Here is a 23,876-nt window from a genome sequence, read left to right on the forward strand (position 1 = left end):
TACAGCGGGCCTCCCTCGCGGCTTCGCCTTCATCGGCGCCGCCCGCTTCGGTCGCGCCTTCATCTTCCCCTTGCGGACACGGTAGCCGATCCTGGCTCCGCTTCCCCTCCCTTTCCGAAGAGGAATTGACCCAAACCAGTGGCGCTGCCACGATCCTCTGACTTGGGGTACGCGGTTCATATCAGGCGCAAAGCTGGCGCGATTTCGCTCGACCAGTGGCTCTCCGCCGCCCGTGGCACGCCGGACCTAAGGGAAGAGGCTCCGCTCGACTCAGGGCCTCCGCGCTTCGTTTGGGGCGAGGCGATTTTCGTGTGGCGCGGCGGCGAAGTGCACGTTGATGACCTCGACGACGAGTGGTGCGCCAAGCTTGGAGAAGTCGCCGATCGGCTAGGCGCCGAGGCCATCGGCGACGACGGAGAGCGGTACCTCGCCGACGGTCGCGTCGACTACGGCGACGGAGCACAGACGCTGCACCGGGTCTCGACCATGGCGGCCCTGAAGAACATCACTGTGCACTCGTCGGATCCGAGCGCCCTCAAGCCGCGCAGTCGCGCGCTTTGGATCGTCCTGGCCTTGGCGACCCTCGTGGCCCTCGCGCTCGCCTTCAAGCTCGCTCGCTGAGGCCTCAGGCGACGGGTGCCGCGAGGGGCATCGCGCCGCCTTCGGCAGCAGCCAGCGCGAGCCCGCTTGCGCCACTTCAAGAACGTGCCGACCACGACGAGGCTTGCCCCCGCGACCAGTAGCCCCGACTCACCGACCCAGATGTTCGTCGATGAGAGGCTCGACGAGCCCACGGTGGACGCGTCGAAGACGCCTTGAATGATGGAGTTCCATGCGGCGTGCGCCAGAGCCGCAGGCCACAGGCTGCCGCTGTAGAGGCGGGCCCAACCAAAGAGGTAGCTCGCCGCCATCACCGACGCGAGGAACACGACGCTCGACAAGAGCGGATACGGACCGACGGCGTAGTGCCCCGACGCGATGAGAGGCACGTGCCAAAGTCCCCAGACGAGGCCACTCACGAAGAGCGGTCGTCTCACGCCGGCTGCGACGAGCCGCGGGAGGAAGTAGCCGCGCCAACCGATCTCTTCACCGAGCGCCGCGATGAGCGAGAGCGGGACGCCGGGCAGGAGCGCGAAGGCGAGGCGCACGAAGAAGCGGCCCGCGTCGCTGCCGGGCCGGATGCCCATCGTCGACACCGGCGGCGCGAAGGTGGCGAGGGATGTCGCCCAAGCGAGCCCGTAGGCGATAACGCCAACGACCATCGGATAGGCGACGACAACGGCGATGGCGTGAGCGCCGCGGCGACCGCCGAAGCGAAAGCTCGCGTCGCCGATGCCCTCACGACGGAAGAGGCGAACCGCGAGGCTCGCGAGGCCGGGCGTCCACATGAGCGCCAAGACCAGAGGCCCCGCAGAAGCCAGCGTCGGACCGCGACGCATGATCGCGAGCTCGAGGGCGGCGCTCGCCACGAGGAAGAGCACCGAAAAGAAGAACAGACTACGGCGCGCTTCGCTCTGACTCATCGAGCCCCTTTCGCGCGGGGCGCCGAAGAAATTTCAGGCGTCAGCTCTTGAAGCCGACCTTTCGATGGGTGCCGTCGCAATAGGGCTTCTTTCCCGATTGACCGCAGCGGCACAGCGCCGTCTTGACCACGCGATTGAGCGTCCGGCCGGTCCCCGACACGAGCTCGAGGTTGCCATCGACGAGCAAGGGGCCGTCCTTGGCGGCGGTCACCTTGACGCAGCCGTTGCGAGCTTGGAGCGCTTCGCTGGCGTCCGTGCCCGGCTCACCGGTGGCGGTGAATCCGGCGGTGGCGTGAGCGCCGTCGCAGAAAGGCTTGTTCTGCGAGGCACCGCAACGACACAAGGTCGCGCGGTAGCCGACCTTCTGCCCGTCGACTTCGAGCTCCGCGTGAAGGGCGAGGGGACCATTTTCACGAACCCGCGCCAGGTTCACGATGGGCGCGGCTTCTTGCGCGCCGCCATCGAGGCGTTCGTATTGAATCGCGCCCGACGGGCACGACTGGGCGAGCGCGGCCAGCTCTTCTGGCGTCGCGGCGTCAGGATGGATCCATTCGCCGCTCACGTTGGGCACGAACACGTCGGGGCGGCCAAGCACGCACTGGCGCGAGTGGATGCACTTCTTCCCCTCGAACTTGAGGAGGACCTTCTTGCCGCGAACCTCTTCGACGCCGCCGTTTGACATGCCCCGTGAGTAGCGAAGGGGCGGTCGTTCTGCAACTGACGAGCTGGACTAAAGATCCGGCGGCGTCACGAGCACACGCGACGTGACCTTGCCTTCGACCGTCAGGGCGCCAACGTCGCGCGACGTTCGTGAGCAGATGACGCGGACGGCCAAGTCGATGCGCGCGTCGCCAGCCTCCGTCTCGTCGCGCACGAATTTCTTCGGGAGCTGAGGGAGCGTGTCGAAGATGACATCGCCGCGCCCCTGACACTCGAGCTCACGAACGCCGTTTTCGGCCTTTTCGTCGCTGATTTGCAGGAAGATCACCGTCACTGGGATGGGCCGACCACGGACCAACTCGCCGTCGATTCGCACGTCGAGCTCGGCCCCCTTGAACACGGTGCTCGTCGACTCGAACGCCTGGAGCGCGTAGCCGTGACGCCGGTTGCCGAGGATGAGCCCGCGGCGAAACGCGACGCGCTTGCCGGCGATGAGTCCTTGAAGATCACCGGGCGCCGGCGCCGGAAGCCGATCGGCGTCGTCGTACGATGGACGACGCGAAGGACCGTCGCTCAAAGACCGACGCGAGTCCTCGCTGCTGCCTCGCCGCGACGGTGGGTCGTCGACGGGCGCACGCCGTGGTGGCGGGTCATCGAGCGGAGCCCGGCGCGGGGGCGGCGGCTCGTAGCGCGCGGGCGCCGGCTCTTCACGGGGACGCTCCGTCACGGGCTCGCTGCGGGGCTCTTCGGTTCGAATCTTCGGTGGCGCCGCGCGGGTCGTCGCCGCCATGACCGGGGCGAGCAGTTGGTCGTCGGGCACGAGGGGCCCGGAGGCGGACGTCGTCTCCGCGCGCGCGCTCTTGGCAGGTGCCGCGGCTGTTGCCGCGGGAGCCGTCGCCGCAGCGGCAGGAGGAGGGGCGGGCGCAGCAGGCGTCGGCGCGGCGACGCCGACAGACGCGGAGGGACGCGCCGAGAGCGAATCGGCCCGTGCGCCGCCGCCGCGCGCCTTCCCTTCCTTCGCCTCCTTCGCTTCCTTCATGGCGGCGCGCTCCGCCAAGGCGCGCGCGCCAGCGGCCTTGCCCGCATCGCGGGCCGCTTTGAGCGAGTCCTTCGCGGCCCCCTTTGGGCTCGCCGCGGCGGCGGCCGGTGACGCGCCGCTCGTCGCCGCCTTCGGCGCGGGTGCCCCGGGCTTGCCGGGCTTCGCCGGCTCCGCATCGACGACCGGCGGCGTGGCTGGCTTCTCCGGCGGCGCCGTCTCGCCGGCCGACTCCCATCGCGGCGGGGGCTCGTCGCTCGCGGGGCCCTGCACGTCCTCGGCGCTCGCGATCTTCTTCTTCGACGCGCCACAACCGACGGCGGTCGTGAGCAACGCGACGACGAACAGCGCGGACGATACGCGAGCCAAGCGTCGTGCAAGGCCCGTCACGGGGAGCATGTCTGTAGCATGACAGCCGACATCCCCTGCGCAAGCAACCGCTTCGTCGTGGCCCTGCGCAGGCGTAGCGTGGATCGCCCTTGCCCCGCGGCGTTGGGAAGCACAATCGCGCGCCGCTAGCGCCGTGCGCGGCGACGGCTAGCGAGCGCCAGCGCGAGGCCAAGCGCGACCGCAAAACCCGCTGGCGCCGGCGCGCCACTCTGTGAAACAGAGCACCCGCCGTCGTCGCCGGCGGCCTTGCTCTTCTTCTTCTTCTTCGGGCCCGCGTCGCCGCTCTCGCCACCGGGACCGACGATCGCGTCGGGGTGTTCGCCCGCTGCGGGCGGCTCCGATTGAATGGTGGGCGGCGAAGCGGGGGGCGTGTTCGCCACTGGCGGAGGCGTCTGGGCCGCCTGGCAAAGGCCGATGTTCGGATCGTCGGCCGATGCGCCGCACGCCTGGCCCGCGCTGCACATGCCTTGGGCCGCCACGCGACAACCGTCGAGGCAACGGCCGCGCGGGATGTCGCAGACGCGCGGCTTCGCGCCGACCTGTCCCTTGCATTCTGCATCGACCTGACACTCGCGCGTGCCGGGCGTCTGCGGGCAGAGGGGGTCGCCGGGGCACTTGGCCGCTTCCGGCGCCGTGTAGGGCCCTTGGTTGTAGAGCGGGTCGCTGGGACCGGCTCCGTTCGGGCCGCGACAGATGCCGAGCGTACCCACCGGTTGCCCCTGGACCGAGCAGGTGGTGCCGGCACCGCACTGATTGGAACCAACTCGGCAACCGAGCATGCACCGGTTGGTCTTCGCGTCGCAGACACGACCGGAGGCCGCGGCGCCGCACTGCGCGTCCGTCAGACAGAGCTGCGACGTCCCGCCGAGGAGCTTCTGGAGGAACGGCGCCTGCGACGCGACGTCGGTGAACACCGACAGCGAGCCTTGCGCGCACTCCCCGACGACGCCGGCAACGATGCCGACGAGGTTGCCCGCGAGGTCGAAGGCGGGTCCGCCGCTGTCGCTGCCGCAGGCGACGACCTCGGTCGTCAGCTCGGCGGCGCGATAGCGCCAGTAGAACGAGCGACCGTCCTCGAGGACCGCCTGCACGAGGGAGCGTTCTTGGGCGCCAGCCCAGACGTAGACGCCGTCGCGACGTTCGCGGCGAAGCTGGGTGAAGAAGCCAAAGGGGTCGCGCGCGACGGTCGTGTAGCCAACGACACGAACGGTGGAGTCACCTTGCGAGGGCTTCTGAGAAACGGTGCGCGGCTTGACCTGCGCGAAGCTCGCGTCGATGGGCTGAACGTAGAGCGCCGCGATGTCGATGGAGCGAAGCGGCACGGGGCCTTGAGCCTTCTCGACGGCGTCGGGGACGACGATCCGCGACACGATGGCGGCGCGATTGGCGCTCGGCTTGTTGCCGAAGTGCACCGAGAGCTCCTGCGGCATAAGGCGCGCACCGACCATCGGCTGCGGTCCGCTCGTGTCCAGATCGGCGACGCAGTGGAGCGCCGTCAGGAGCACGTTCGGCGCGATGAGCGTCGCGGCGCACCAGGGTTCGCCGCGCCGATAGAGCGCGAAGACAGCGTCGTCCTCGGCGGTCGATTCGGTGCCGCCGAGTAGGGCGCCGTTGTCTTCGTCGACCTCTTCCGAGGCGGCGTCACCAGCGCTGCAAGCGGCGAGTGGCGCAAGCAGCGAGAGGAGGGATGCGGAGAGGAGCGAGTTGCGGAGGTTGCGGAGCATACGGCTCCCTACAGCACACCCCATGCCATGGAGAGTCGGGGGCGTTGAGCAAGGAAACCAAGCGGTTGCGCTCGCGGGTCACGGTGCGGCCACACGTGGGTGACTCTCACGAGAGACGCGCTCCCAGGTCAGGATCCCGCTGGTCCCAGCCGGTGGCGCCTATGCGGAGAGAACGCCGCTCACGCGCCGGAAAGGTCGTCCAAATCGGAGAGCTGGGCGTCCGTGCGGATTGAACCGAGAGCCCCATGTGCCGTACGCATAAAAATGCGCCGGGCGTCTAACCGCTGCGCGAACGCGGCGAGCGTTCATCAGACATCACATCAACCCCTGCCGCTTTAGTCGAGGAGGTCACATGGTTCGGTTTGCTTGGCTCGTAGGTGCACTCATGATGATGGGCTGTGCGGTGGAGGCCGGTGACGAGGACGTCGCAACGGCCGTCGACGACAGCGTCGCCACGAAGGACGTCTTGGCGATGGGGCCCCTCAAGGAGAACCGCGGGATCCCGGCTCCGATCTCGGGGCCCGAAGACAGCGACGGACGCTGCGGCAACAAGCGCCAGTTGGTCCATGGTCTCCCGAACGTCGAGCGTGTCATCGACCGGCAGGCGCTCGTCACGCACTGAGCGACGCACTGAACAGGCCGCGGCTCGCGATGGCGAGGCACCGGTGTGAGGACAGCGGCCATCGGAGTTGAATCCGTTGGCCGCGTCGGCCGACCCGGTTACCCTCCGGCCGATGGTCGTTCGTCGCCCCCCGTCGACCATGAGAGTTGTGCAGCGTGCGCTGTTGGCGCTCGTGCTCCTCTCGCCTGCGCCGCTCCTGCTCTCGCTGTCCGCCAGGACCGCGGTCGCAAAAGAGGAAGCGAAGGAGACCAAGGCGAGCCTCGTCGTCATCGTTGAAGGCGCTGGCGGCGACAAATTGAAGAGCGCCATCGGCGCCTCGCTGCCAGAGCCGTGGGCCCGCGCCGACGCGAAGTCCGTGGCGAAGGCTGCGAAGACGCGCAAGCTCGCGACGAGCCCCAAGGCCCTCGACAAGCCCAAGACCAAGGGCCCGTACCTGGAGAAGCTCGCTCAGGTCACGGAAGACGTCGGCGGCAAGGCAGCGCTCGTCGTCCGCGTCGCCCCCGGCAAGAAGCGCAAGGCGCGGGTGCTCCTCGTGTCAACCGTGGGCTCGACGCTCGTGGACACGGTGCTCACGCTCGACGCGCCCGCCAACGATGCCGCGCTCGTCCAGAAGAGCATCGCCAACGAGCTGGCCATTCTAGCGCCCTCGAAGGAGCCCGAAGCGGCGCCTCCAACGCCCGCAGCAGCGGTTCCGCCAAAAGCTGAACCACCGCCAGAAAAGGTGGTCGCAGCAGTGGCCCCACCGACCGAGGCGGCGAAGGACCCCGCCGCGGAAGCCGTGGTGGGGGTGCCGCCGCCGACGGAGACGACGCGCGAGCTGCCCCCGGTGTTGGAGGCCACGCTCGCGATGGAGCTCGCTACGCGCCACATCGGCTACCGCGATCTCGTCTCATCCAACCTCAAGCCCTACAGCTCGGGTGCGGTGCCGACGCCCTCGGTGGCGCTCGACTTCTACCCCCTCGCGCGAAGCGGCGCGGTGTTCCTGCAAGACCTCGGCATGTTCGGCGACTTCAAGCGCGGACTCGGTCAGTCTGTCGACCTGCCCGACGGCACGCGCATCCCGATCGTGTGGACCCGCGTCGACGCGGGCGCGAAGCTTCGCATTCGGGTCGGTCGCGGGTGGCACGTCCCCGCGTTCTACGTCTCGGGGAGCTACGGTCAGGAGTCCTTCCTGTTTCGCGATCCGAACCCCGCGGCGCTTCCGCTCGACACGCCGTCGGTCGCGTATCGCACGCTTCGGCCTCGCCTCGAAGTGAGGCTGCCGCTGGGCCCGCTCGCCCTCTTGGTCGGCGGTGGATACCTGGCGGTGCTCTCTTCCGGCGAGCTCAGCGGCCGCCTCCGCGACGCGAAGGTCGGCGGCCTCGAGGCTGACGGCGCGCTCGTGCTCCCCATCGTGAAGAGCTTCGAGCTTCGAGCCGGGGGCGCCTACCGCCGCTTCTTCTATTCGTTCACGCCGGCGCCCGGCGACGCGACCGTGGCCGGCGGCGCGCTCGACGAAATCGTGCGTGCCGACTTCGGGATGACGCTACGCCTTTGAGCTTCGGAGAGGACGCACCATGAAAGTACGGGCGCTCGCAATCTCGTGGCTCTTCGCCCTTTGGGCGTGCCCCGGCTCGCTCGCCGACAGAGACGCGTTCGTAGACGCCGGCGAGGCCTCGCAGGCGGACGCGAGCGTGGCCGCCGACGCGGCATTCACGAGCACCGACGCGCAGTCGACCGTCGCCTTCGACAGCACCGCGCCCCTCGGTCCGCTCCAAGAAGTCGACGACGGCGGACCGTGCCCCGATGTTGAGAGCGTGCTCTTCCCGACGAAGTGCGGGGGCTGTCACGGCGGCGGCCAGAAGATGGGCGAGCTCGACCTGACAGCGCCCAATGTCGTGACGCGACTCTTGGGCAAGCCCGCCTATGGCGATGCAGGCGTCCTGCTCATCGATCCGAGCGCGCCACCGAAGAGCGCCATCTACTCGAAGCTGCTCGCGTCGCCGCCATTTGGCTCACGTATGCCGCCAGCCATCGCGCTCTCGAACTCGAAGCAAGCGTGCGTGCTCGCGTGGATCGAGAGCGTGGTTCCGAAGGATGCGGCCGCGGACGCTCCCGCCGACGCGCCCTCCGACGGCGGCTCCGACTAAGCGGCCTCCGTCAGGTGCGCCGCGGAGACGGCGGCACCGCGAGATTGGCCGACGACGCGTGGAGGGCGAGCATCTGCTTCAGCGTTCCCTCCATGCCGCTGGCCGAGCCGTCGAGGAAGAGGACGTTGCCGCGCCCCGTCTCCGCCATGTGTTTCATCGCCTCGGTCCACATTTGAAAGAGAATGAGCGACGAGCTCAGCCCCGCTTGCTCCATTTCGCGTGCCGCGAGGCTCATGCCGCGGGCCGCCTCTTCGCGGAAGAGCGCGATGCCTTGACCACGAAGCTGCTGAGCCGAACGGTCCGCCTCCGCGCTGATACGGATGGCGTTGCCGTCGGCCTCGGCGCCGCGGGTCTTGGTGATGAGGAGCGCTTTGCCCTCGTTCTCGGCCGCCGCGAGCATGTTCTGCGAGGCGACGACGCGCGCCATCGATTCCATGACCGCCTGATCGAAGACGATGTCGTTGATCTGCAAATCGATGAGGTGGTAGCCCCAGGACTCGAGGCTCGGGTCGAGGTAGGCCTTCACGGCGGTCACGATCTCGCCGCGCAACGCCAAGATCTCCGACTGCTTCTTGGTGGCCACGAAGGAGCGAACGGCGCCTTCGACGGTGCGAGAGAGCGCCTGCGCGAAGCTCTGCTCGTCGACGAACTTGAAGGCCACGTTGAGGATCGTGCGCTCTTCTTGATCGAGCACCGAGTAGAGGAGCATCGCCTTGAAGTAGACGTTGGCCTGGTCCTGCGTGATGGCCTGAAAGGCGAGCTCGACGGAGCGGTTCTGCACCGAGATGACGCGCTGCACGCTTTCAACGACGGGAATCACGATGTTCAGGCCCGGGTAGAGCAGCCGCCGGTAGCGGCCGAACATCGTGACGACGGCGACGTTGCCTTGCGCCACCGTACGCAGGGCGCCCAGCCCCGCAAGCGCAGCGAGCACGACGACGACGGCGAGAGCAGCGAACGGCATGAGACCTCCAGCGGGCCGATGATCGTTAGCCGTCGCGGCGGCGGCCAACTTTCGCGTAGGGCGCGGCTCAGGGGCGTTGGCGTCCTTGATCAGCTCTGCGAAGGGAGCCAGGCGGCCGAGTCGGAGCGACGATGATCCACCTTGCGGGACGGCGCCGGTCCATGGGCCACTTTCCGGTGGCGGTAGGGCGGAACGTCGATCGCCGATAGCTCAGGGGGTGCACCCACTCCCCGGCGACTTGACCGCCTCGGTCGGCGCGGAAACGTGCAAACCGCACGCGACGAGCGCGAAGTTTTGCGGCCAAATCGCGACACTCGCGGGAGCGATTCATTTTTGCCCCACAACCGCGCCGATGTCGGGAAACGCGGGCAAACGGGCGCCCTAGAGGCTGAAAATTGCAGCCAAATCGGCCGCGCGGATGGCGCAGACCTTGAAGGGTACGAACCGTCAGGGAGGCGGCGTCAGATGGAGCTCGTTCGCGCGGCGGTGGGTTGTGGGTTGGCGGTCGCGGCGCTTGTGGTCGGCTGTTCGAGCGCCGACCCCTATGGAGCACCACTGCCCTCGCCGCGCCCCGTAGCGACGCAGTCGGGTCTGCCGCCGCCCTCCGCGGCCGTGTGCTCGAGCGCGGCGCCGGCCGCTGGCATCGGCGACCCGTCGACGTTGCCCGCGTGCTGCACGGCAGGCCAAACGGGACGCGCGCGCTGCGTCGCACGCGAGAAGGTTCCCGCTGGCGTCGCGTCGCAGCTCGACACCTGCGCCACGGGCCTGTGCGTGCCCGAGACGTTCGTCAAAGATCCCAACTACCAACCGAAGAAGTGCAAGGCGTTCAACGGATTCGACGGCGCCTGCATGAGCGTGTGCGTGAAGCAGGTTGCGGAGGTCGTCGGGATCCTCACGCAGGACGTCTGCGAGGCCGACGAGCGGTGCGCGCCCTGCGTCGACCCTCGCTCGAATCAACCGAGCGGAGCTTGCGACGTTGGGCACAGCAAGGAACAAGCGGCTGCGGCCGCCGCCGCCTGCGACAAGGGTCAGCAGTTCGGCCAACCGGCCCCCACGCCGGGCACGACGCAGCCGGCGGCGCCGCAGCAGTGCCCGCATCAAGGTCCGCCCGTGCTCGACCCGAACACGTTGCCGCCGTGCGGAACGTCGGGCGGCGCTCACTGCGTGCCCGCGAACCTCGTGCCTCCCTCGCAACAGGGGCAGCTCGCGGCCTGCGGCGGCGGCTTCTGCGTCCCCGATCTCTTCATCGCCACCGGCGGCAACTTCATTCCGCGCACCTGCGGTTCCGTCGGCGGCGTGGAAGGACGATGCCTCCACGTCGATCTTCCAGAAGTCGCGGCGCAAGCCTCGAAGCTCCCCGTCTCGACGTGCCAGCCCTTCGAACGCTGCGCGCCTTGTTTCGATCCGCTCACTGGACAGGCCACCGCGGCATGTCGGCAATCATGCGATCGCGGTCCCGTCGATGTGCAGCGCGTCTTCAAGGGTTGCTGCCAGAAGGGCGGCTTCTCCTACGGGCGCTGCATTCCCAATCAGATGATCCCGCCGGGACAAGACAAGGAGTACCTCAGCGAAGACGAGTGTTTCGGGGAGAACAAGGGCGTCTACTGCGTCCCCGCGGAGATGGTCGTGGACTCCGCCTTCGCCGGCAAGCCGTGCCAAGCCTCCGCTCTGCTCGGAACCTACTCGGGCGTATGCCTGAGCGACTGCCTCGACTTCGGGCTCGAGGGCATCGCCATGGATCGAGGCAGCTGCGACAACGTGCATACGTGTGTACCCTGCAAGAATCCGCTGACGGGCGCGTCTACCGGCGCGCCCGGTTGCCCGCCCTGATGGCTGCCGCGCCGCGGCGATGTTCGCTAGGCTGCCCCGAAGAACATCGTGCGAAGCGTCCCCGCCTGGCCCACGACCGTCGCCATCACGAGCCTCTTGCTCGCCGTTGCGCCTCGGGCCCGCGCTGGCGGCTACGAGGTCCCCGATCTCGGCGCCGAAGCCATGGGGCGCGGTGCCGCTTTCACGGCGAAGGCCGACAACGGAACGGCGTTGCTCTACAACGTCGCAGGCTTCGCGAAGCAGCGCGGGACAAGCCTCCAGCTCGACGTCAACGTCGTCTCCGACAGCTTCACGTTCGCGCGGGCCGGAGCCTACACCGACAACGCGCAGAACCCGGCAACGCCATGGGGCGGGCGCACATTCCCCAAGTCCGAGAACCTCGGCGCCGCTGCGGTGATTCCCACGCTCACCGCGTCGACGGACTTCGGCGCCTTCGAGAGGCTCACGCTCGCGGCAGGGCTCTTGACGCCAGCGGGCTCGGGCAACCGCGTATTTCCTCTGAATGTGGGGAGCGGCGCCTCCGGTGCGCCAAACCCCGCGCGTTACGACTCCGTCAGCGGCGACTCGCTGGCCGTCTACCCGACGCTCGCGGGCGCGTATCGCGTGCTGCCGGAGCTCGACATCGGCCTCGGAGGCCACCTCGTCTACGGGAGCTTCGACGCGCTCGCCATCAGCTACGCCGACTTCGGCGCGACCTCTTGCCCCAACGCCGAGTTTCGCGGCTGCGACGTGGACTCGCGCCTCCGCGCGAGCGGCACATCGTTCGCGGCGTCGGCCGGCGCCCTATGGCGACCGTCGAACACCCTCGAGTTCGGCCTCATGGTGCGCTCGCCATGGAAAATGCGCGCCGAAGGGAACGTCTCGACGACGCCGCCGTCGGCGCAGCCGGCACCGATCCCCGACGCGAAGGCCACGCTCCTCGTGGGCTTTCCGCTCGTCCTTCGCGCCGGCGGCCGCTACCGCGTCCTCGAAGGCGAGCGCGAGAGCGGCGACGTCGAGCTCGACGCAACGTACGAAGCGTGGAGCGGCGCCGAGGGCTTCGGACCTACCGTGGACATTCCGAGCATCGACATCGGCGGCAAGGCGAGCCCCGTGAAGTCTGTGAGCCCGCACGGCTATGGCGACACGTACAGCGTGCGCGGAGGCGGCGCGTACAACTGGGACGCACCAGCCTTGGGACTCGGAGCCGTGATGACCGTGCGCGCCGGCGCATTTCATGATTCGACGGCCACGTCGAACGCGTACACGCGCGTGGATGTGAACACGCTCGACAAGTTCGGGGTGACCGTTGGGGCCGGCCTCAAGAGCGGTGCCTTTACGTTCAACGTCGCTTACGCGGAGATCTTCTCTCCGTCGCGCACGGTCACGAACGGCGCGATTCGCCCATCCAACGGGCTCAAGAACGGTGACCCGGTGGGCGCCAACGGCGCCCTCTTGGGGGCCGTGAACAACGGCCGCTACGAAGGCCACATGCGGACGTTGTCCTTGGGGATCGCCGTCACCTTCGGTGCGGCCCCGGCCACCGCGAAGGAGGCGCCAGCGAAGCCGAACGCTTCGCTCGACGAAACGGCGCCAAAGGATGCGCGCGCGGCGGAAGACGAGCGAGACGCCGCCCGCGATGATGACGAGCGGCAGGCACCGCCGCGCGACGCCGAGCCGCGCGACGAGGAGCCCGTGCAAGACGCGGCGCCGGCGCCGCCGCGCCGGAAGCCTGCCAAGAAGCCGCGGCCGCGACCCCGACGCTAGGTCACGCTGGAGCGCCCCCCGATTCAGCGCACTCGACCACCGTCGGGATTGTCCCGCCTATACCTCGCGAACGAGTCTCCGAAGGTCTTGCCGCTGGCGCCAGCTAGCCACGCAGTGTACCTGCGGGGCGATGTGGCGTTCTCTTGTCGGCCTGCTGGGAGTGCTCTTCGCAACGACGCTTGTGGGCGTGACGGCGGGCGCATGCTCACCGGCCGGTCGGTCGTCGGCCACCGCGACCGCTGAAGGTGGCGCCGGCGAAGACGCGAGCGCCGCAGGCACCGACTTCGTCGACGGCGCGGCCCCGACGCACGAGGTCTTGGCGACGCTGCGCGGGAGCGTTCGCGCCCCGAACCCGCAGATTCCCATCGCTGGCGCCCTCGTTTACCTCGCGGCCGAGGCTCCGACTCCCCTCACCCGCGGCAAACACTGCGACGAGTGCGTCACGCTTAGCGCCGACACCCCATTCGCGATCACCGAACCCGACGGCTCCTTCGAGCTTCCCTCCTACGAGCTCGGAGTGCGCACGCTCATCGTCCAGAAGGGCGGCTTTCGCCGCGCCCGCGAGTTTGACGTCGTGGGCGGAGACAACGACGTGCCGCGCGCGCTGACGACGCTCCCGTCGGCCCGAAACGCGGCGCAGAGCGACGAGGTCCCTGCCATGGCCGTCGTGTCCGGGAGCTACGACAAGATTGAAGACTCGCTCGTCGAGCTGGGACTCACCAAGGCGGCGCTCACCATGGTGTCCGACGCGGACACGTTCTTGCGCGACGCGAAGCGCCTGGACGCCTTCGACATCGTCTTCTTGCCCTGCGGCTCCGAGAGCGACCTGTCGGTCGATCCAACGACCATCAAGAACCTGCGGAGCTTCGCCGAGGGCGGCGGGCGCCTCTACGTCACCGATTGGCACTACGACTTCGTGCACCAACCTTGGGCTGGCTACGTCGGCTTCGAAGGGCAGAGCACCCAGCCCTGCAGCGGATGCGGAGGGATGTACAACGCGCCGGCGAAGGTCGAAGACCCGGGGCTCGAGGCGTGGCTCGCCGCGCAAGGCGTCACGACGTTCCAACTCGAGAAGAACTACACGAAGATCACGAGCATCAACGCCCGCCCTGGCAAGGACAAGGCGGGCAATGACGTGACCATCACGCCAAAGGTCTGGGTGAACGGACTCATCGGCGGCAAGCCTCAGCCATCCACGGTGAGCTTCGAGCAAGGCTGCGGCCGCGTCCTCTTCAGCACGTACCACACGGAGTCGTCGGGCGCGGGCTCGCTCTTGCCGCAGGAGCGCGCCCTGCTCTACGTCCTGCTCGAAGTGAGCGTCTGCACGGGCTCGGAGAACGGCGTCATCGTCAAGTAGCTCCAGCGGGGCGCCTACCCGCGGCGCGCTCCCGTGATGACGATGGGTTGCATCGGCGCGTCTTTCGCGAACGGTCCCTGCGCTCCCGTCGGCGCGGCGACCATCTTGTCGACGACATCCATGCCTTGCGTCACCTTGCCGAAGACGGCGTAACCAAAGCCCGATGCCGACTTGTCGCGCTGGTCGAGGAAGGCGTTGTCGGCGACGTTGACGAAGAACTGCGCCGTGGCCGAGTGCGGGTCGCTCGTCCTGGCCATGGCCACGGTGCCGCGGAGGTTCTTGGCGCTCGGGCTCGCTTCGTTCTCGACAGGCGCGCGCGTCGGCTTCTTCTCGTAGCTCGCGTCGAAGCCGCCACCTTGCGCCATGAAGCCCGGAATCACGCGGTGGAAAAGCGTGCCGGCGTAGTGTCCTTGATCAACGTAGGCGAGGAAGTTCGCGACGGTCTGCGGCGCGAGCGTCGCGTCGAGCTCGAGGTGGATGGAGCCGAGGGAGGTGTCCAGAACGACTGTGGTCGACATGCCGGGAGGCTAGAACGGAAACGGTGCACGAGTCTCGCGAAGGCGCGCCCTCGGTCGACGGGCGGCTCATCCACAAAAACGTGGTGTCTCGCGCGCATCCGGTTGGGGGCGAGCTGCACCCACATGGAAATTTGCATGGATTCTCGCGCCCGAGCCGTCTAGGAAGGTCGAGGCGCCCGCGGACGGCTGTTGTCACACTGCCCCGGCCGCCGGTGCCGATTCGGACCTTAGGGCGCGCCCCTCCCCTCGAAGCGGGAGTCGGCGCGCAAAGCAAGAAGGAATGACCATGCACTCTCGACCGTACCTTACCTGCCTGGCCGCTCTGTCGCTGATGGTCGCAGCCGTTGGCTGCGGCGGTGCGACACAGTTCGCCGGGGCGCAACCCATCCTCATCGCCGGCACTCCGCCGCCGCCTCCCCCGCCCCCGCCGCCGAAGCCCGTCGAGCCGCCGAAGCCGCCGCCGCGCGTCGAGCTCCGCGACAACAAGATCGAGTTCAAAGAGAAGATCCAGTTCGAGGTCAACAAGGCCATCATCAAGGAAGCGAGCTTCTCGCTCTTGAAGGACATCGCCGACGTCATCAAGAACAACGCGCACGTGAAGAAGCTCTCCATCGAGGGCCACGCGAGCGCTGAGGGCGACGCGAAGAAGAACAAGAAGCTCTCCGATGACCGAGCCAAGTCGGTTATGGAGCACCTCATCAAGAAGGAGAGCGTCGACGCCGCGCGCCTCACGGCCAAGGGCTGGGGCTCGGAGAAGGGCATCGCGCCGAACGACAACGAGGAAGGTCGCGAGAAGAACCGTCGCGTCGAGTTCCTCGTCGTCGAGCAGGATGTCACGGCCAAGAAGGTCGAGATCGATCCGGCCACGGGCAAAGAGAAGGTCGTCGAGGAGAAGAAGGAGACCCAAAAGGCTCCCGACGCGGCGCCCGTTCCGGCGGACCTGAAGAAGCCCGAAGGCGTAAAGCCGACGGACCCGAAGGCCCCGGTGAAGAAGGAAGCGGTCAAGAAGGTCGAAACGGCCAAGAAGGTCGAAGCGAAGCCTGCCGAGCCCGCCAAGAAGCCCGAACCCAAGCCTGCGGAGAAGAAGTGATGAAGAAGGGACTACTCTTGGTTACGGCGTCGCTCTCCCTCACGGCTTGCTCCTTCGCGGCGCGAAGCCCCGAGATGTATCGCGACGACACGAAGGCTGCGCTCGAGTCCAAGAACGCGGAGATCCTCGGCTGCTACGATGGCGTCCTTAAGGCGACGCCCGGTGCGCAGGGCAAGGTCACCATCAAGTTCGAGGTCGAGACGGAGACCGGGAAGTTCGTGAACATCAGCGTCGACAAGGCCGCCTCGACGGCCCCCGACGCGGTGGGCGAATGCGTGACGAAGGCCGTGGGCTCGCTGGCGATCAAGCCGCCGGACGCGCGCACGGGTCAAGCCACGTGGACCTACGACTTCGCTGCACCGCCGCCGCCGGCGCCCGCGCCGAAGAGCTGAGCGAACCGCTCACTCGGAGAGAGCCCCATGCGGTCACCGCGTGGGGCTCTTCTCTTTTGTGCCGAACGCAAGCCCCGCGTTCACGTGACGCGCGAGAGCGCCTGCTCCACGGCCGCTTCATTCTCGGCCTCCGCGAGCGCCAACAGCGCGGCGCGTGTACCCGGATCGGCGCACGCCTCAGCGGCCACGCGAACGGTCTCCTTGTGCTCGCTACGTTGCGCGAGGACCAACGCCGCGGCAGCTCCGGCGCGCACGTCGCCGGGAGACAGAGGGTCGCGCGCTATCTCTACGAGCCGCTCGGCGCTCACGGCTACCGCGCGGTACCCGCGGGCGGTGCCTCGTGCGAGCCCATCGAGCGCTTGGCGCCACTCGGTCGACGATCGCCCGCTGCGCGCCAATAGCGCCGGTGCGGCGCCGCTTGGACCGCGCTCCTGCCAAGTGGCCCAGGCGCGCGTGACGTGGGCGAAGAGGGCTTTTCCACTGGTGCCGCGTTCATTCTCCGTGTCGGGCATCTCAAGGGCTCGCAAGCGAATGGGGCGGCCCGCCGTCCGTTCCACGACCGTATCGATCACGTGGGGCGCGAGCCGCGACTCCACTGACCTCACGGCCGCGACCTCATTGAATCCCACGAAGCGCTCGCGGACGAGCCAGCGCAACAAGAGCCCATCGGCGCCTACGACGACCCGCCCGCGCACGAGGCCCAACATCCACGCCGGCCCGAACGAGAAGAAGGCAACGATGAACGGCCACGCCACAACGGCGAGGAGCGCGTCCGTGTGATTGAACCATGCCCACACGACCTGAAGCACGTAGACGGGAAGACCTAGCCCCAGCGAGACGATGAGGTACCGAGCGCCGAACGGTACGACGCGCTCAAAAGTGGCCCGCCGTTGGCCGACGCCGACACCAAGCGCGTGAAGGAGACGCGTGGCTTCGGGTCGTGCGAGCCAAAGACGAAGGCGCGCGCCGTCGCGCAGCGTGAAGTCGGCGACCGTATCGACCCCCTTGCCCTCGCGCGGGACGAGCTTCGCCTCCACGATGTCTTGCGCATCGACCTCGCGGACGCCCTCGCCCTCACCGAGACAGAGCCGCCCTGCGTCGGCGCGTAGCGTCAGGCGACGCGACAAGGGGAACGCATTCCGCAAGAGCGGCAGCAATGCAAGGAAGGGCCCCATCCACAGAGCGAAGAGGCCGAACGCGCCGTTCGGGCCACGGGTGCCAAAAAACGTCCAAAGACCGAGCGCGGTCATCGCGAGGCCAAGGGACGGGACGTACCAATTGCGCCGAAGCTCGAGGCATTGGCCTTCGAAGAGCGGCGAACCGGAAGCGCCCTGGGGCGCCGGCGAAGCGCGCTCATCCATAGATGACAAAGGATAGCAGCCGGCCGCGACACGTCGCATCGCCGGTACGGGTCGGCGCCAGGTATCGTGTGACGCGTGTCTCGCTTTCTCGCCGCCATCTACGATAGGGCCACGGCAGGCGCCGAAGCCGCGTGCCTCGCGGCATGGCGGCATGATCTGCTCGCTCCGCTCGAGGGTCGCGTGCTCGAGATCGGCGCCGGCACGGGAGCGAACCTGGCGCACTACGGAGCGGGCGTCACCGAACTGGTCCTCGCGGAGCCCGACGATGCGATGCGGTCGAAGCTAGCGCGAAGGGTCGAGGGCAGCACGCACCGCATCGAGCTCATCGGCGCGCCCGCGGAGCGTCTGCCGGTGACGCGAGACTCGTTCGACGTCGTCGTCTCGACCCTCGTCCTCTGTTCGGTGACGGAGCCGGCGAGCTCGCTCGCGGAGGCGTGGCGCGTCCTCAGACCCGGCGGCACCCTCGTGTTCCTCGAGCACGTCGCTTCAGAGGAGCCGTCGCGACTCGCGTGGCAGCGGCGCTTCGAGCCACTGTGGAAACGCATCGCAGGCAACTGTCACCTGACGCGGCGCACTGGCGAGGCCATCGAGCGCGCCGGCTTTGCACTGGAGGCGGTGACGGCGGAGAGCATGAGAAAATCCATTCCCATCGTCCGCCCCACCGTTCGCGGCGTCGCGCGGAAGCCTCGATAGCGTAAGGAAGGCGCGCCCGAGAGCCGCAACAGCGGCCCCGGAACATTGCACGGATCGACTCCATGTCATGGGCTGATCAAACGGATCCGGGGAGGCGGAGAAACCCTTGCTCCACCAACAATCCCGGGCCGATAGCTCGTGAGGTGCGATGGAACGCGGCTCGCCTTCGTAGCGGTCAATGCAGGTCGCGAGGCTCCTTTCGTGTGCAGCCCTCTTGTGCGGTTGTTATGGGGGCGAAGAGCAGGGCGTAGCGGCAAGCGAGCCCTCGCGGGGCGACGCGAAGGCGCAGGGGGTGACTTCGACCCCGGCGAGTGCGTCGGCCGCTCGCGATGCGGGAAGCGGCCCCTCGCCGCGCGTGGACCTCGGTTCGCTGTCTGCCGCGGAACAGCAGCGCATCAACGACGCCATTGACGGCTACATCCGAACGGCAAAGCTCTCGGTCCCCGCGAGACGCGGTGAAGTGGTCCCGTGGGAAGATCCCTCGGAGGGGAAGGTATCCGTGAGCGTCGTCCGCGCGCACCACGCCATTCACCACCAAGGCGAGCACTTCCTCACGTGCCACCGCTGGTACCTGGGGCAAATGGAGGCGGCCATCGGCCATCAGCTGCCCAATGGGAGACTTCCCTCGTGGAAGCCATCGGCGCAGGTTCCCGCACCATTCTTCCAGCTCGATCCGCCGACGGGGGGCGATTGCGAGACGCTCGGCAGCGTCAGCTCGACCAACAACAGCGGCTTGCTCTGCGAGTTCGCCTACACGAACTCGTACACGAACGTTCATGGCCGGCGCGTCAACGTCAAGGGCCTCGAGACGCAAGCGCCAGCCGTGCCGATCCCCACGCGCTACACGACGAAGGAGATCTGCAAGTTCCCCTCCGTGGGCGCCCTCGCCGACGATCTGGGCGGCGGCTTCGGCGGCGGCACGGGCTTCCACACGGTCGTCCACGAGACCATTGGCGGCACGATGCGTACGATGGACTCGCCCGCGGCGCCCATCTTCTGGGTGTGGCACGCGACCGTCGACGAGATCTACCAGCGGTGGATCGACTGCAAGGTCGCAGCGCCCAAGGCGTGCCCCACGAACTGAGCGGGAACGAGCCGGATGACGACCGAGATGCCGTCGCCTGCGCAAAGGCTCGTGTAGGGTGCACGTCATGAACGCCGCTCACCTCCGCGAACTCCAGGCACCGCTGAAGGCCCGATACAAGGAGTCGCCAGCGTCCGCGCTCGTCACGCTCACGGCGCGAGGGCGCGTCTCGCAGACCGACGTCACCTGCGTGCTCGAGTCGAGCCAAGGCTTGACCACGGCGGGGTTGCACCGGGCCGCTGGCGGCGACGGGACGGCCGCGTGCTCAGCGGTGATGCTCCTTGAGGCGCTCGTGGGCTGTGCCGGCGTAACGTTCGCCGCCGTCTCGACGGCGATGGGCATTGAGCTTGGAGCGGCAACGGTCGTGGCGAGCGGCGAGCTGGACTTTCGGGGAACGCTGGGCGTGTCCAAAGACGCCCCCGTCGGGTTCACGTCGATCGACGTGACCTTCACCGTCGACGCCGTCGCGCCGCCGGAGAAGCTCGAGAAGTTGGTGCAGCTCACCGAGCGCTACTGCGTGGTCTTTCAGACGCTCGCGAAACCGCCGACCGTCGTCGTGAAGCTCGCAGAGCCGTCCGCGTGAGCGAGGCTGGGCGTTTCACGTTCCGGCGACAGAAGCCCCTTAATCCGCCTGAAAGTACGTCTTCGTGAGGTGCTTGAACTTCCCCGCAGGGCCGGCGATCTCTTTCGTGTCGTCACCGAAGTAGCAGACGCCCTCGTAGCGGGACAAGCTGGCCTTGAAGACCAGGCTCTTGCCCTCCGGTACCCGCAACCACACCGGCGACGACACGTAAGTGCCCTTGTAGCCGCCATCATGGGCAACGGTCACGGGCGCGAAGCCTTCGTGACTCGCTGCGCCTTCCACATCGACCCACGCCACGTCGTTGTTGGATTCGTACGCCGCCCTCGAGGCATCGGTGAACCCATAGACGACGCCGCGAAGCTTTCCGGCGAAGGCGGGCTCGCGGCCGACTCGCGTCTGGAAGCACTCGCCGGCGAAGGGATACGCTGCATAACTCTGCGCGTCGACGCCCACGAAGCGACCGGCGGGCGCCTTGAGGTCGACGCTTTGTTCGCGGAGCCATTGGGCCGACGCGCCCATCGATCCGTCGAAGCGCTCGACCTTCATGGCGAAGAGCGCGAACGCCTTCCCTCGATGCTCGCTCGGCACGGTCACGACGACGGCCTTGTTGGCCCCCTCCGCGTCGTACTCGATGGGGATATCTTGAACGCCCTCCCAGCTCGGCCGCGCGCCATCGTCTCCCTCGCGCACCGCAAGGGGCGGCCGGGCGTCCGCGAAGCCGATGTGGACGAGCTTGGGGAGCAAGCGCCAGGCCGCGCTCTGGCGCGCGATGTCGTTGTGGAAGAAGCCGGCTTGGATGAGCTCGAAGCTGGCGGGGGCCTCACTCTCAAGCGCCGCTTCGGACGTCGCGTCCGATGGAGGGGTTGTGCCGCACCCAACCGATGCCTGAGCCAGCAGAGCCACGAGAGTCGACAGGGAGAACGGACGCGTCATTCCGCGCCGCGCCGCAAAGCACATGCCAGCGTGGGCGTCATCGCGAACTTCCGCCACAATTGCGACTCGCAGGCCTGGAAATTCCGCCTCCCTGCGCCCCCGAAGCCGACGCCGTTTGCAGCCCCGCGCGCCGGCAGCGCGCTCATGGACACGAAGTGCTGCACGCGACGTGCACACGATGCGCTGCGAGCATCACCCTTGGCCAGCGCCCAAGGCCTGTGCGGCGCCTGCGTCTCGAAGCTGCTCGACGGAGGCTTCGCCTCACGTTCCGGCGACGGACACCTTCTCGAAGAGCAACGACGGCGATTGCAGCGACGAATACAGGTACGGATCGTTGCCCACGGCGACTAGCCGCTTCCAGAAGTCGAGGTGATTGCCGGAGATGTTCATCTCGCCAACGGCTTCAGCGCGTTTGCCGGCGACGACGCGGTAGCCCGCGAGGCCCAGCGAGAAGACCCCCGTCGTGCCGTTGGAGTTTCCGCCGAGGAAGCTGGTGATGACGATGCCGTCTTTCATGTCGGCCGTGAGCTGGTCCTTCGAGCGCGTCCCCGGCGCGACCAGGACGTTGGTCGTCGCGCCGGAGTTGGGCGTCAATTTGAGCTTGTTCGCGTAATAGACGTCGAGGAGGTAGGTCTTGAGGACGCCCTTCTCGAAGAGCGCGCGGCGCTTCGTGCTGATCCCTTCGCTGTCATACGGACGCGACGCGAGCCCCTCGCGAAGGAGCGGATCGTCCATGAGCGAGAGCTCGCGACTGGCCACAGCGCTCCCGAGCTTTCCTTCGAGGAACGACTCGCGTTGTTGGAGCGAGGCGCCGGAAAGCGGGCCCACGAGGTGCCAGAGGAGCCCGCGCGCGCGCGCCTCCACGAGGACATTCATGGTACCGGACGGCATCTTCTTCGCGCCGAGCCGAGCGAGCGCTCGCTCCGTCGCCTCGCGGCCGACGAGCTCCGGGGCCGGCAGCGACGACAGCTTCCGTGTCGTGGCGTAGGCCCAATCCTCCGGTCGCCGACCGTCGTCGTCTTTGACCGAAACGCTCGCCGACTGCGACGCGTAGCTCGCCTGGAACGCGCCCTCGAAGCCGTTGGTCGTGACGCGCGACGAGGCGACGGTCTGATCGGAGACGGCCGTCGACACCGACAGGATGCGGCCGCCGTCCTTCACGCTGCGCGCCGCCTCCTCGAGGGCCTTGGCGCGCGCGACGCGAGCGTCAGCCGTCACCTCGAGCAGCGCCGGGTCGAAGGCCCCGAGGTCTTCAGTGCTTCGGCCCGCATAGAGCGACGGGTCGGGGAGCGTCCGATGAACGTCGGGAGCGATGGCGCGAACCATTTGAACAGCGCCTGCGACGAACCGATCGAGCGCGTCGGGGCGCAGATCGCTCGTAGACATGGAGCCGTATTTGCCGTCGGCGTAGACCTGAAGCGTCACAGACCGAGAGACGGCGTCCGACACCTTCTCGATCTTGCCGTCGCGCCAGGTCGTCTCGACTTCGCGAGACCGCGAGGCGCTGGCCGCCGCGTCCTTCGCGCCGTGCTTCTTTGCCAGCGCGACGGCGGAGCGGGCTGCGACGAGGAGCTCTTGTTGACTCATGCCTTCCTCCCACCGACGGTCATGCGGGCGACGCGAACGCGCGGCATGCCGAGGGAAACGGGCACCGACTGTCCGTCCTTGCCGCAAGTCCAGCCGCCTTCGTCGAACTCGAGCTTCGCGCCGACCATGTCGACTTGCTCCAAGACCTTCGGTCCGTTGCCGATGAGGTTCACGTCGGTGATCGGCTGCGTGAGCTTGCCGTCCTCAATGAGGTAGCCATTCTTGACGTAGAAGGTGAAGTCGCCGGCGCCGATCTGAACCTGGCCGTTGGTGAAGTTGGTGCAGTAGATGCCGCGCTTCACGGAGGCGAGGATCTCGTCATCGCCGTGAGGCCCGGCGAGCATGTACGTGGAGCGCATGCGCGGCATCGGCGCATGACGAAACGACTCGCGACGACCGCTGCCCGTCGGCTTCACGCGGTAGTGCTTCGCCGAAATGGTGTCGTGCAGGTAGGTGGCCAAGGTGCCCTTGTCGACGAGGAGCGTCCGTTCGGCCAAGTTGCCCTCGTCGTCGACGTTGATGCTGCCTCGCGCGAAAGGGATCGTCCCGTCGTCGACGATGCTCACGATGTGCTTGGCGATCGGCTTGCCGACGCGGTCGGCGTAGATCGACGTGTTCTTGCGGTTGAAGTCCGCTTCCATGCCGTGCCCGATGGCTTCATGGAGCAAGATCCCCGACGCGCCCGCGGCCAAGACGACGGGCATCTCGCCGAGCGGCGCTGGCTTCGCATCGAAGAGCACGCTCGTGCGCGCAACGGCTTCGCGCGCGACGCGGCCCAAGCGATCGTCCGTGTAGAACTCAAGGCCTGCGCGCGCCGCCACGTTGTAGCCATTGGATTCGCGGCGACCGCCGTGGTCCATCGTGCACGACATGCGCAAGGTCGTCATGGGGCCAAAGTCTTCGAAGACGCGGCCGTCACTGTCGACGAAGAGGATGGCGCCGTGCGAATCACCCAACGAGACGCGCACCGTTCGGACCCTACGGTCGGCCTTCACGGCGGCGGCCTCGAGGCGCGTGAGCAGCGGCAGCCGCTCCGCGATAGCGACGTTTTCCCAAGGCAACGCGGCCGTGTAGCGTTTGGGAAGCTCGAGCGCGTGAAAGGCGCCGGCGATGCGGCCGGCGCTGCCGCTCGCCACGACCGCCGCCGTCTTGCCGGCGCGCCGCACGGCCTCGAGAGAGAGGTCTTCGGTGTAGGCAAAACCTGTCTGGTCGCCGCGCACGGCCCGCACGCCGACACCCAGCGTCACGTTGGTGAGGGCGCGATTGACTTGGCCGTCCTCCAGCGAGAGCGCCGTGTAGACGTCGTGTTGAAAGTAGAGGTCCGCACGCTCCGCGCCGCGCGACAGCGCCGCCGACAAGCCTTCCCGGAGGAGGTTTTCATCGACGCCGAACGCGGCGAAGTGCTTGAGCACGAGGCCCGGCGGCGGCCTCGGCGATGCCTCCTTTGGCAACGGAGCCGACGGTGACGTGATGGCCGGCGCGCACGCGACGAGTTGACTCAGCGATGCGGCGCCGGCCGAGAGGAGCACGTCACGACGACCAAGGAGCGAGCTTCGATCACGCATGGGCGAATCCTCTGGGGCATATGGCGCGACGTCAACGGCGCGGGTTCGGTCTGGTCTTTACGGACCGAGGACCGAGCGCTGCTATTCCC

At 68.0% G+C, this 23,876-nt stretch carries 21 protein-coding genes; 11 read left to right on the forward strand and 10 right to left on the reverse strand.

Annotation, left to right across the window (positions count from 1 at the left end; all coding sequences use genetic code 11):
- Positions 1 to 446: 446 nt before the first annotated feature.
- The 4 genes from IPG50_10835 to IPG50_10850 all read right to left on the reverse strand — a co-directional run bounded on the left by IPG50_10835 (position 447) and on the right by IPG50_10850 (position 5,333).
- Positions 447 to 1,523: a CPBP family intramembrane metalloprotease gene (locus IPG50_10835; GenBank protein MBK6692687.1), complete on the reverse strand. Its 1,077-nt coding sequence runs from the start codon at positions 1,521 to 1,523 to the stop codon at positions 447 to 449.
- A gap of 40 nt (positions 1,524 to 1,563) precedes the next feature.
- Entirely contained in the window at positions 1,564 to 2,205 is a 642-nt protein-coding gene (locus IPG50_10840) for a CDGSH iron-sulfur domain-containing protein (GenBank protein ID MBK6692688.1), read from the reverse strand.
- Between the two features lie 48 nt (positions 2,206 to 2,253).
- Positions 2,254 to 3,609 carry a hypothetical protein gene (locus IPG50_10845; GenBank protein MBK6692689.1) on the reverse strand — a complete coding sequence of 452 codons (1,356 nt, stop codon included), beginning with the start codon at positions 3,607 to 3,609 and terminating at the stop codon, positions 2,254 to 2,256.
- A 125-nt stretch (positions 3,610 to 3,734) separates the two neighbouring features.
- On the reverse strand, positions 3,735 to 5,333 hold the full coding sequence (locus tag IPG50_10850; protein ID MBK6692690.1) for a trypsin-like serine protease: 1,599 nt from the start codon (positions 5,331 to 5,333) through the stop codon (positions 3,735 to 3,737).
- Positions 5,334 to 5,685: 352 nt separating this feature from the next.
- On the opposite strand from IPG50_10850, the gene IPG50_10855 reads away from it, so the two are divergent.
- The 3 genes from IPG50_10855 to IPG50_10865 all read left to right on the forward strand — a co-directional run bounded on the left by IPG50_10855 (position 5,686) and on the right by IPG50_10865 (position 8,084).
- A complete protein-coding gene (locus tag IPG50_10855; GenBank protein MBK6692691.1) occupies positions 5,686 to 5,955 on the forward strand; it encodes a hypothetical protein in 270 nt (89 codons plus the stop codon).
- Positions 5,956 to 6,094: 139 nt separating this feature from the next.
- The gene (locus IPG50_10860) at positions 6,095 to 7,492 is read left to right on the forward strand and encodes a hypothetical protein (GenBank protein MBK6692692.1); all 1,398 of its coding nucleotides are present in this window, start codon (positions 6,095 to 6,097) and stop codon (positions 7,490 to 7,492) included.
- 19 nt (positions 7,493 to 7,511) lie between these two features.
- The gene (locus tag IPG50_10865) at positions 7,512 to 8,084 is read left to right on the forward strand and encodes a hypothetical protein (GenBank protein ID MBK6692693.1); all 573 of its coding nucleotides are present in this window, start codon (positions 7,512 to 7,514) and stop codon (positions 8,082 to 8,084) included.
- Between the two features lie 10 nt (positions 8,085 to 8,094).
- On the opposite strand, the gene IPG50_10870 is transcribed toward IPG50_10865, so the two are convergent.
- Positions 8,095 to 9,048, reverse strand: coding sequence for an SPFH domain-containing protein (locus IPG50_10870; protein MBK6692694.1), 954 nt, complete (start codon positions 9,046 to 9,048; stop codon positions 8,095 to 8,097).
- A gap of 465 nt (positions 9,049 to 9,513) precedes the next feature.
- Here IPG50_10870 and IPG50_10875 point away from each other — a divergent pair, with 465 nt between their 5' ends.
- The 3 genes from IPG50_10875 to IPG50_10885 all read left to right on the forward strand — a co-directional run bounded on the left by IPG50_10875 (position 9,514) and on the right by IPG50_10885 (position 13,981).
- Entirely contained in the window at positions 9,514 to 10,878 is a 1,365-nt protein-coding gene (locus tag IPG50_10875; GenBank protein ID MBK6692695.1) for a hypothetical protein, read from the forward strand.
- Positions 10,879 to 10,926: 48 nt separating this feature from the next.
- The gene (locus IPG50_10880; GenBank protein MBK6692696.1) at positions 10,927 to 12,624 is read left to right on the forward strand and encodes an outer membrane protein transport protein; all 1,698 of its coding nucleotides are present in this window, start codon (positions 10,927 to 10,929) and stop codon (positions 12,622 to 12,624) included.
- A 130-nt stretch (positions 12,625 to 12,754) separates the two neighbouring features.
- Entirely contained in the window at positions 12,755 to 13,981 is a 1,227-nt protein-coding gene (locus IPG50_10885; GenBank protein ID MBK6692697.1) for a hypothetical protein, read from the forward strand.
- Positions 13,982 to 13,995: 14 nt separating this feature from the next.
- Here the strand turns inward: IPG50_10885 and IPG50_10890 are convergent, their stop codons facing one another.
- A complete protein-coding gene (locus tag IPG50_10890; protein MBK6692698.1) occupies positions 13,996 to 14,499 on the reverse strand; it encodes a peptidylprolyl isomerase in 504 nt (167 codons plus the stop codon).
- Positions 14,500 to 14,785: 286 nt separating this feature from the next.
- Here IPG50_10890 and IPG50_10895 point away from each other — a divergent pair, with 286 nt between their 5' ends.
- Complete coding sequence (locus IPG50_10895; GenBank protein ID MBK6692699.1) at positions 14,786 to 15,589, forward strand: OmpA family protein; 804 nt, start codon at positions 14,786 to 14,788, stop codon at positions 15,587 to 15,589.
- The gene (locus IPG50_10900) at positions 15,589 to 15,981 is read left to right on the forward strand and encodes an AgmX/PglI C-terminal domain-containing protein (protein ID MBK6692700.1); all 393 of its coding nucleotides are present in this window, start codon (positions 15,589 to 15,591) and stop codon (positions 15,979 to 15,981) included. Before IPG50_10895 ends, IPG50_10900 begins: the two co-directional genes overlap by 1 nt.
- Positions 15,982 to 16,061: 80 nt before the next feature.
- Here IPG50_10900 and IPG50_10905 read toward each other — a convergent pair whose 3' ends face one another.
- Entirely contained in the window at positions 16,062 to 17,342 is a 1,281-nt protein-coding gene (locus IPG50_10905; GenBank protein MBK6692701.1) for a hypothetical protein, read from the reverse strand.
- A 75-nt stretch (positions 17,343 to 17,417) separates the two neighbouring features.
- Between IPG50_10905 and IPG50_10910 the strand changes: the two genes are divergently transcribed.
- From IPG50_10910 to IPG50_10920, 3 genes are all read left to right on the forward strand, one after another.
- Positions 17,418 to 18,035 carry a class I SAM-dependent methyltransferase gene (locus tag IPG50_10910; GenBank protein MBK6692702.1) on the forward strand — a complete coding sequence of 206 codons (618 nt, stop codon included), beginning with the start codon at positions 17,418 to 17,420 and terminating at the stop codon, positions 18,033 to 18,035.
- Positions 18,036 to 18,327: 292 nt separating this feature from the next.
- A complete protein-coding gene (locus IPG50_10915) occupies positions 18,328 to 19,119 on the forward strand; it encodes a tyrosinase family protein (GenBank protein MBK6692703.1) in 792 nt (263 codons plus the stop codon).
- Positions 19,120 to 19,186: 67 nt separating this feature from the next.
- Positions 19,187 to 19,702, forward strand: a complete 516-nt coding sequence (locus tag IPG50_10920) for an OsmC family protein (GenBank protein MBK6692704.1) — start codon at positions 19,187 to 19,189, stop codon at positions 19,700 to 19,702.
- Positions 19,703 to 19,741: 39 nt separating this feature from the next.
- Here the strand turns inward: IPG50_10920 and IPG50_10925 are convergent, their stop codons facing one another.
- The 3 genes from IPG50_10925 to IPG50_10935 form a co-directional block, all read right to left on the reverse strand.
- Positions 19,742 to 20,605 carry a hypothetical protein gene (locus IPG50_10925; protein ID MBK6692705.1) on the reverse strand — a complete coding sequence of 288 codons (864 nt, stop codon included), beginning with the start codon at positions 20,603 to 20,605 and terminating at the stop codon, positions 19,742 to 19,744.
- 291 nt (positions 20,606 to 20,896) lie between these two features.
- Complete coding sequence (locus IPG50_10930; protein ID MBK6692706.1) at positions 20,897 to 22,222, reverse strand: TldD/PmbA family protein; 1,326 nt, start codon at positions 22,220 to 22,222, stop codon at positions 20,897 to 20,899.
- Positions 22,219 to 23,787 carry a TldD/PmbA family protein gene (locus IPG50_10935; protein ID MBK6692707.1) on the reverse strand — a complete coding sequence of 523 codons (1,569 nt, stop codon included), beginning with the start codon at positions 23,785 to 23,787 and terminating at the stop codon, positions 22,219 to 22,221. Before IPG50_10935 ends, IPG50_10930 begins: the two co-directional genes overlap by 4 nt.
- Between the last annotated feature and the right edge of the window lie 89 nt (positions 23,788 to 23,876).

Source organism: Myxococcales bacterium, from assembly GCA_016703425.1.
Classification (GTDB): domain Bacteria; phylum Myxococcota_A; class Polyangia; order Polyangiales; family Polyangiaceae; genus JADJCA01.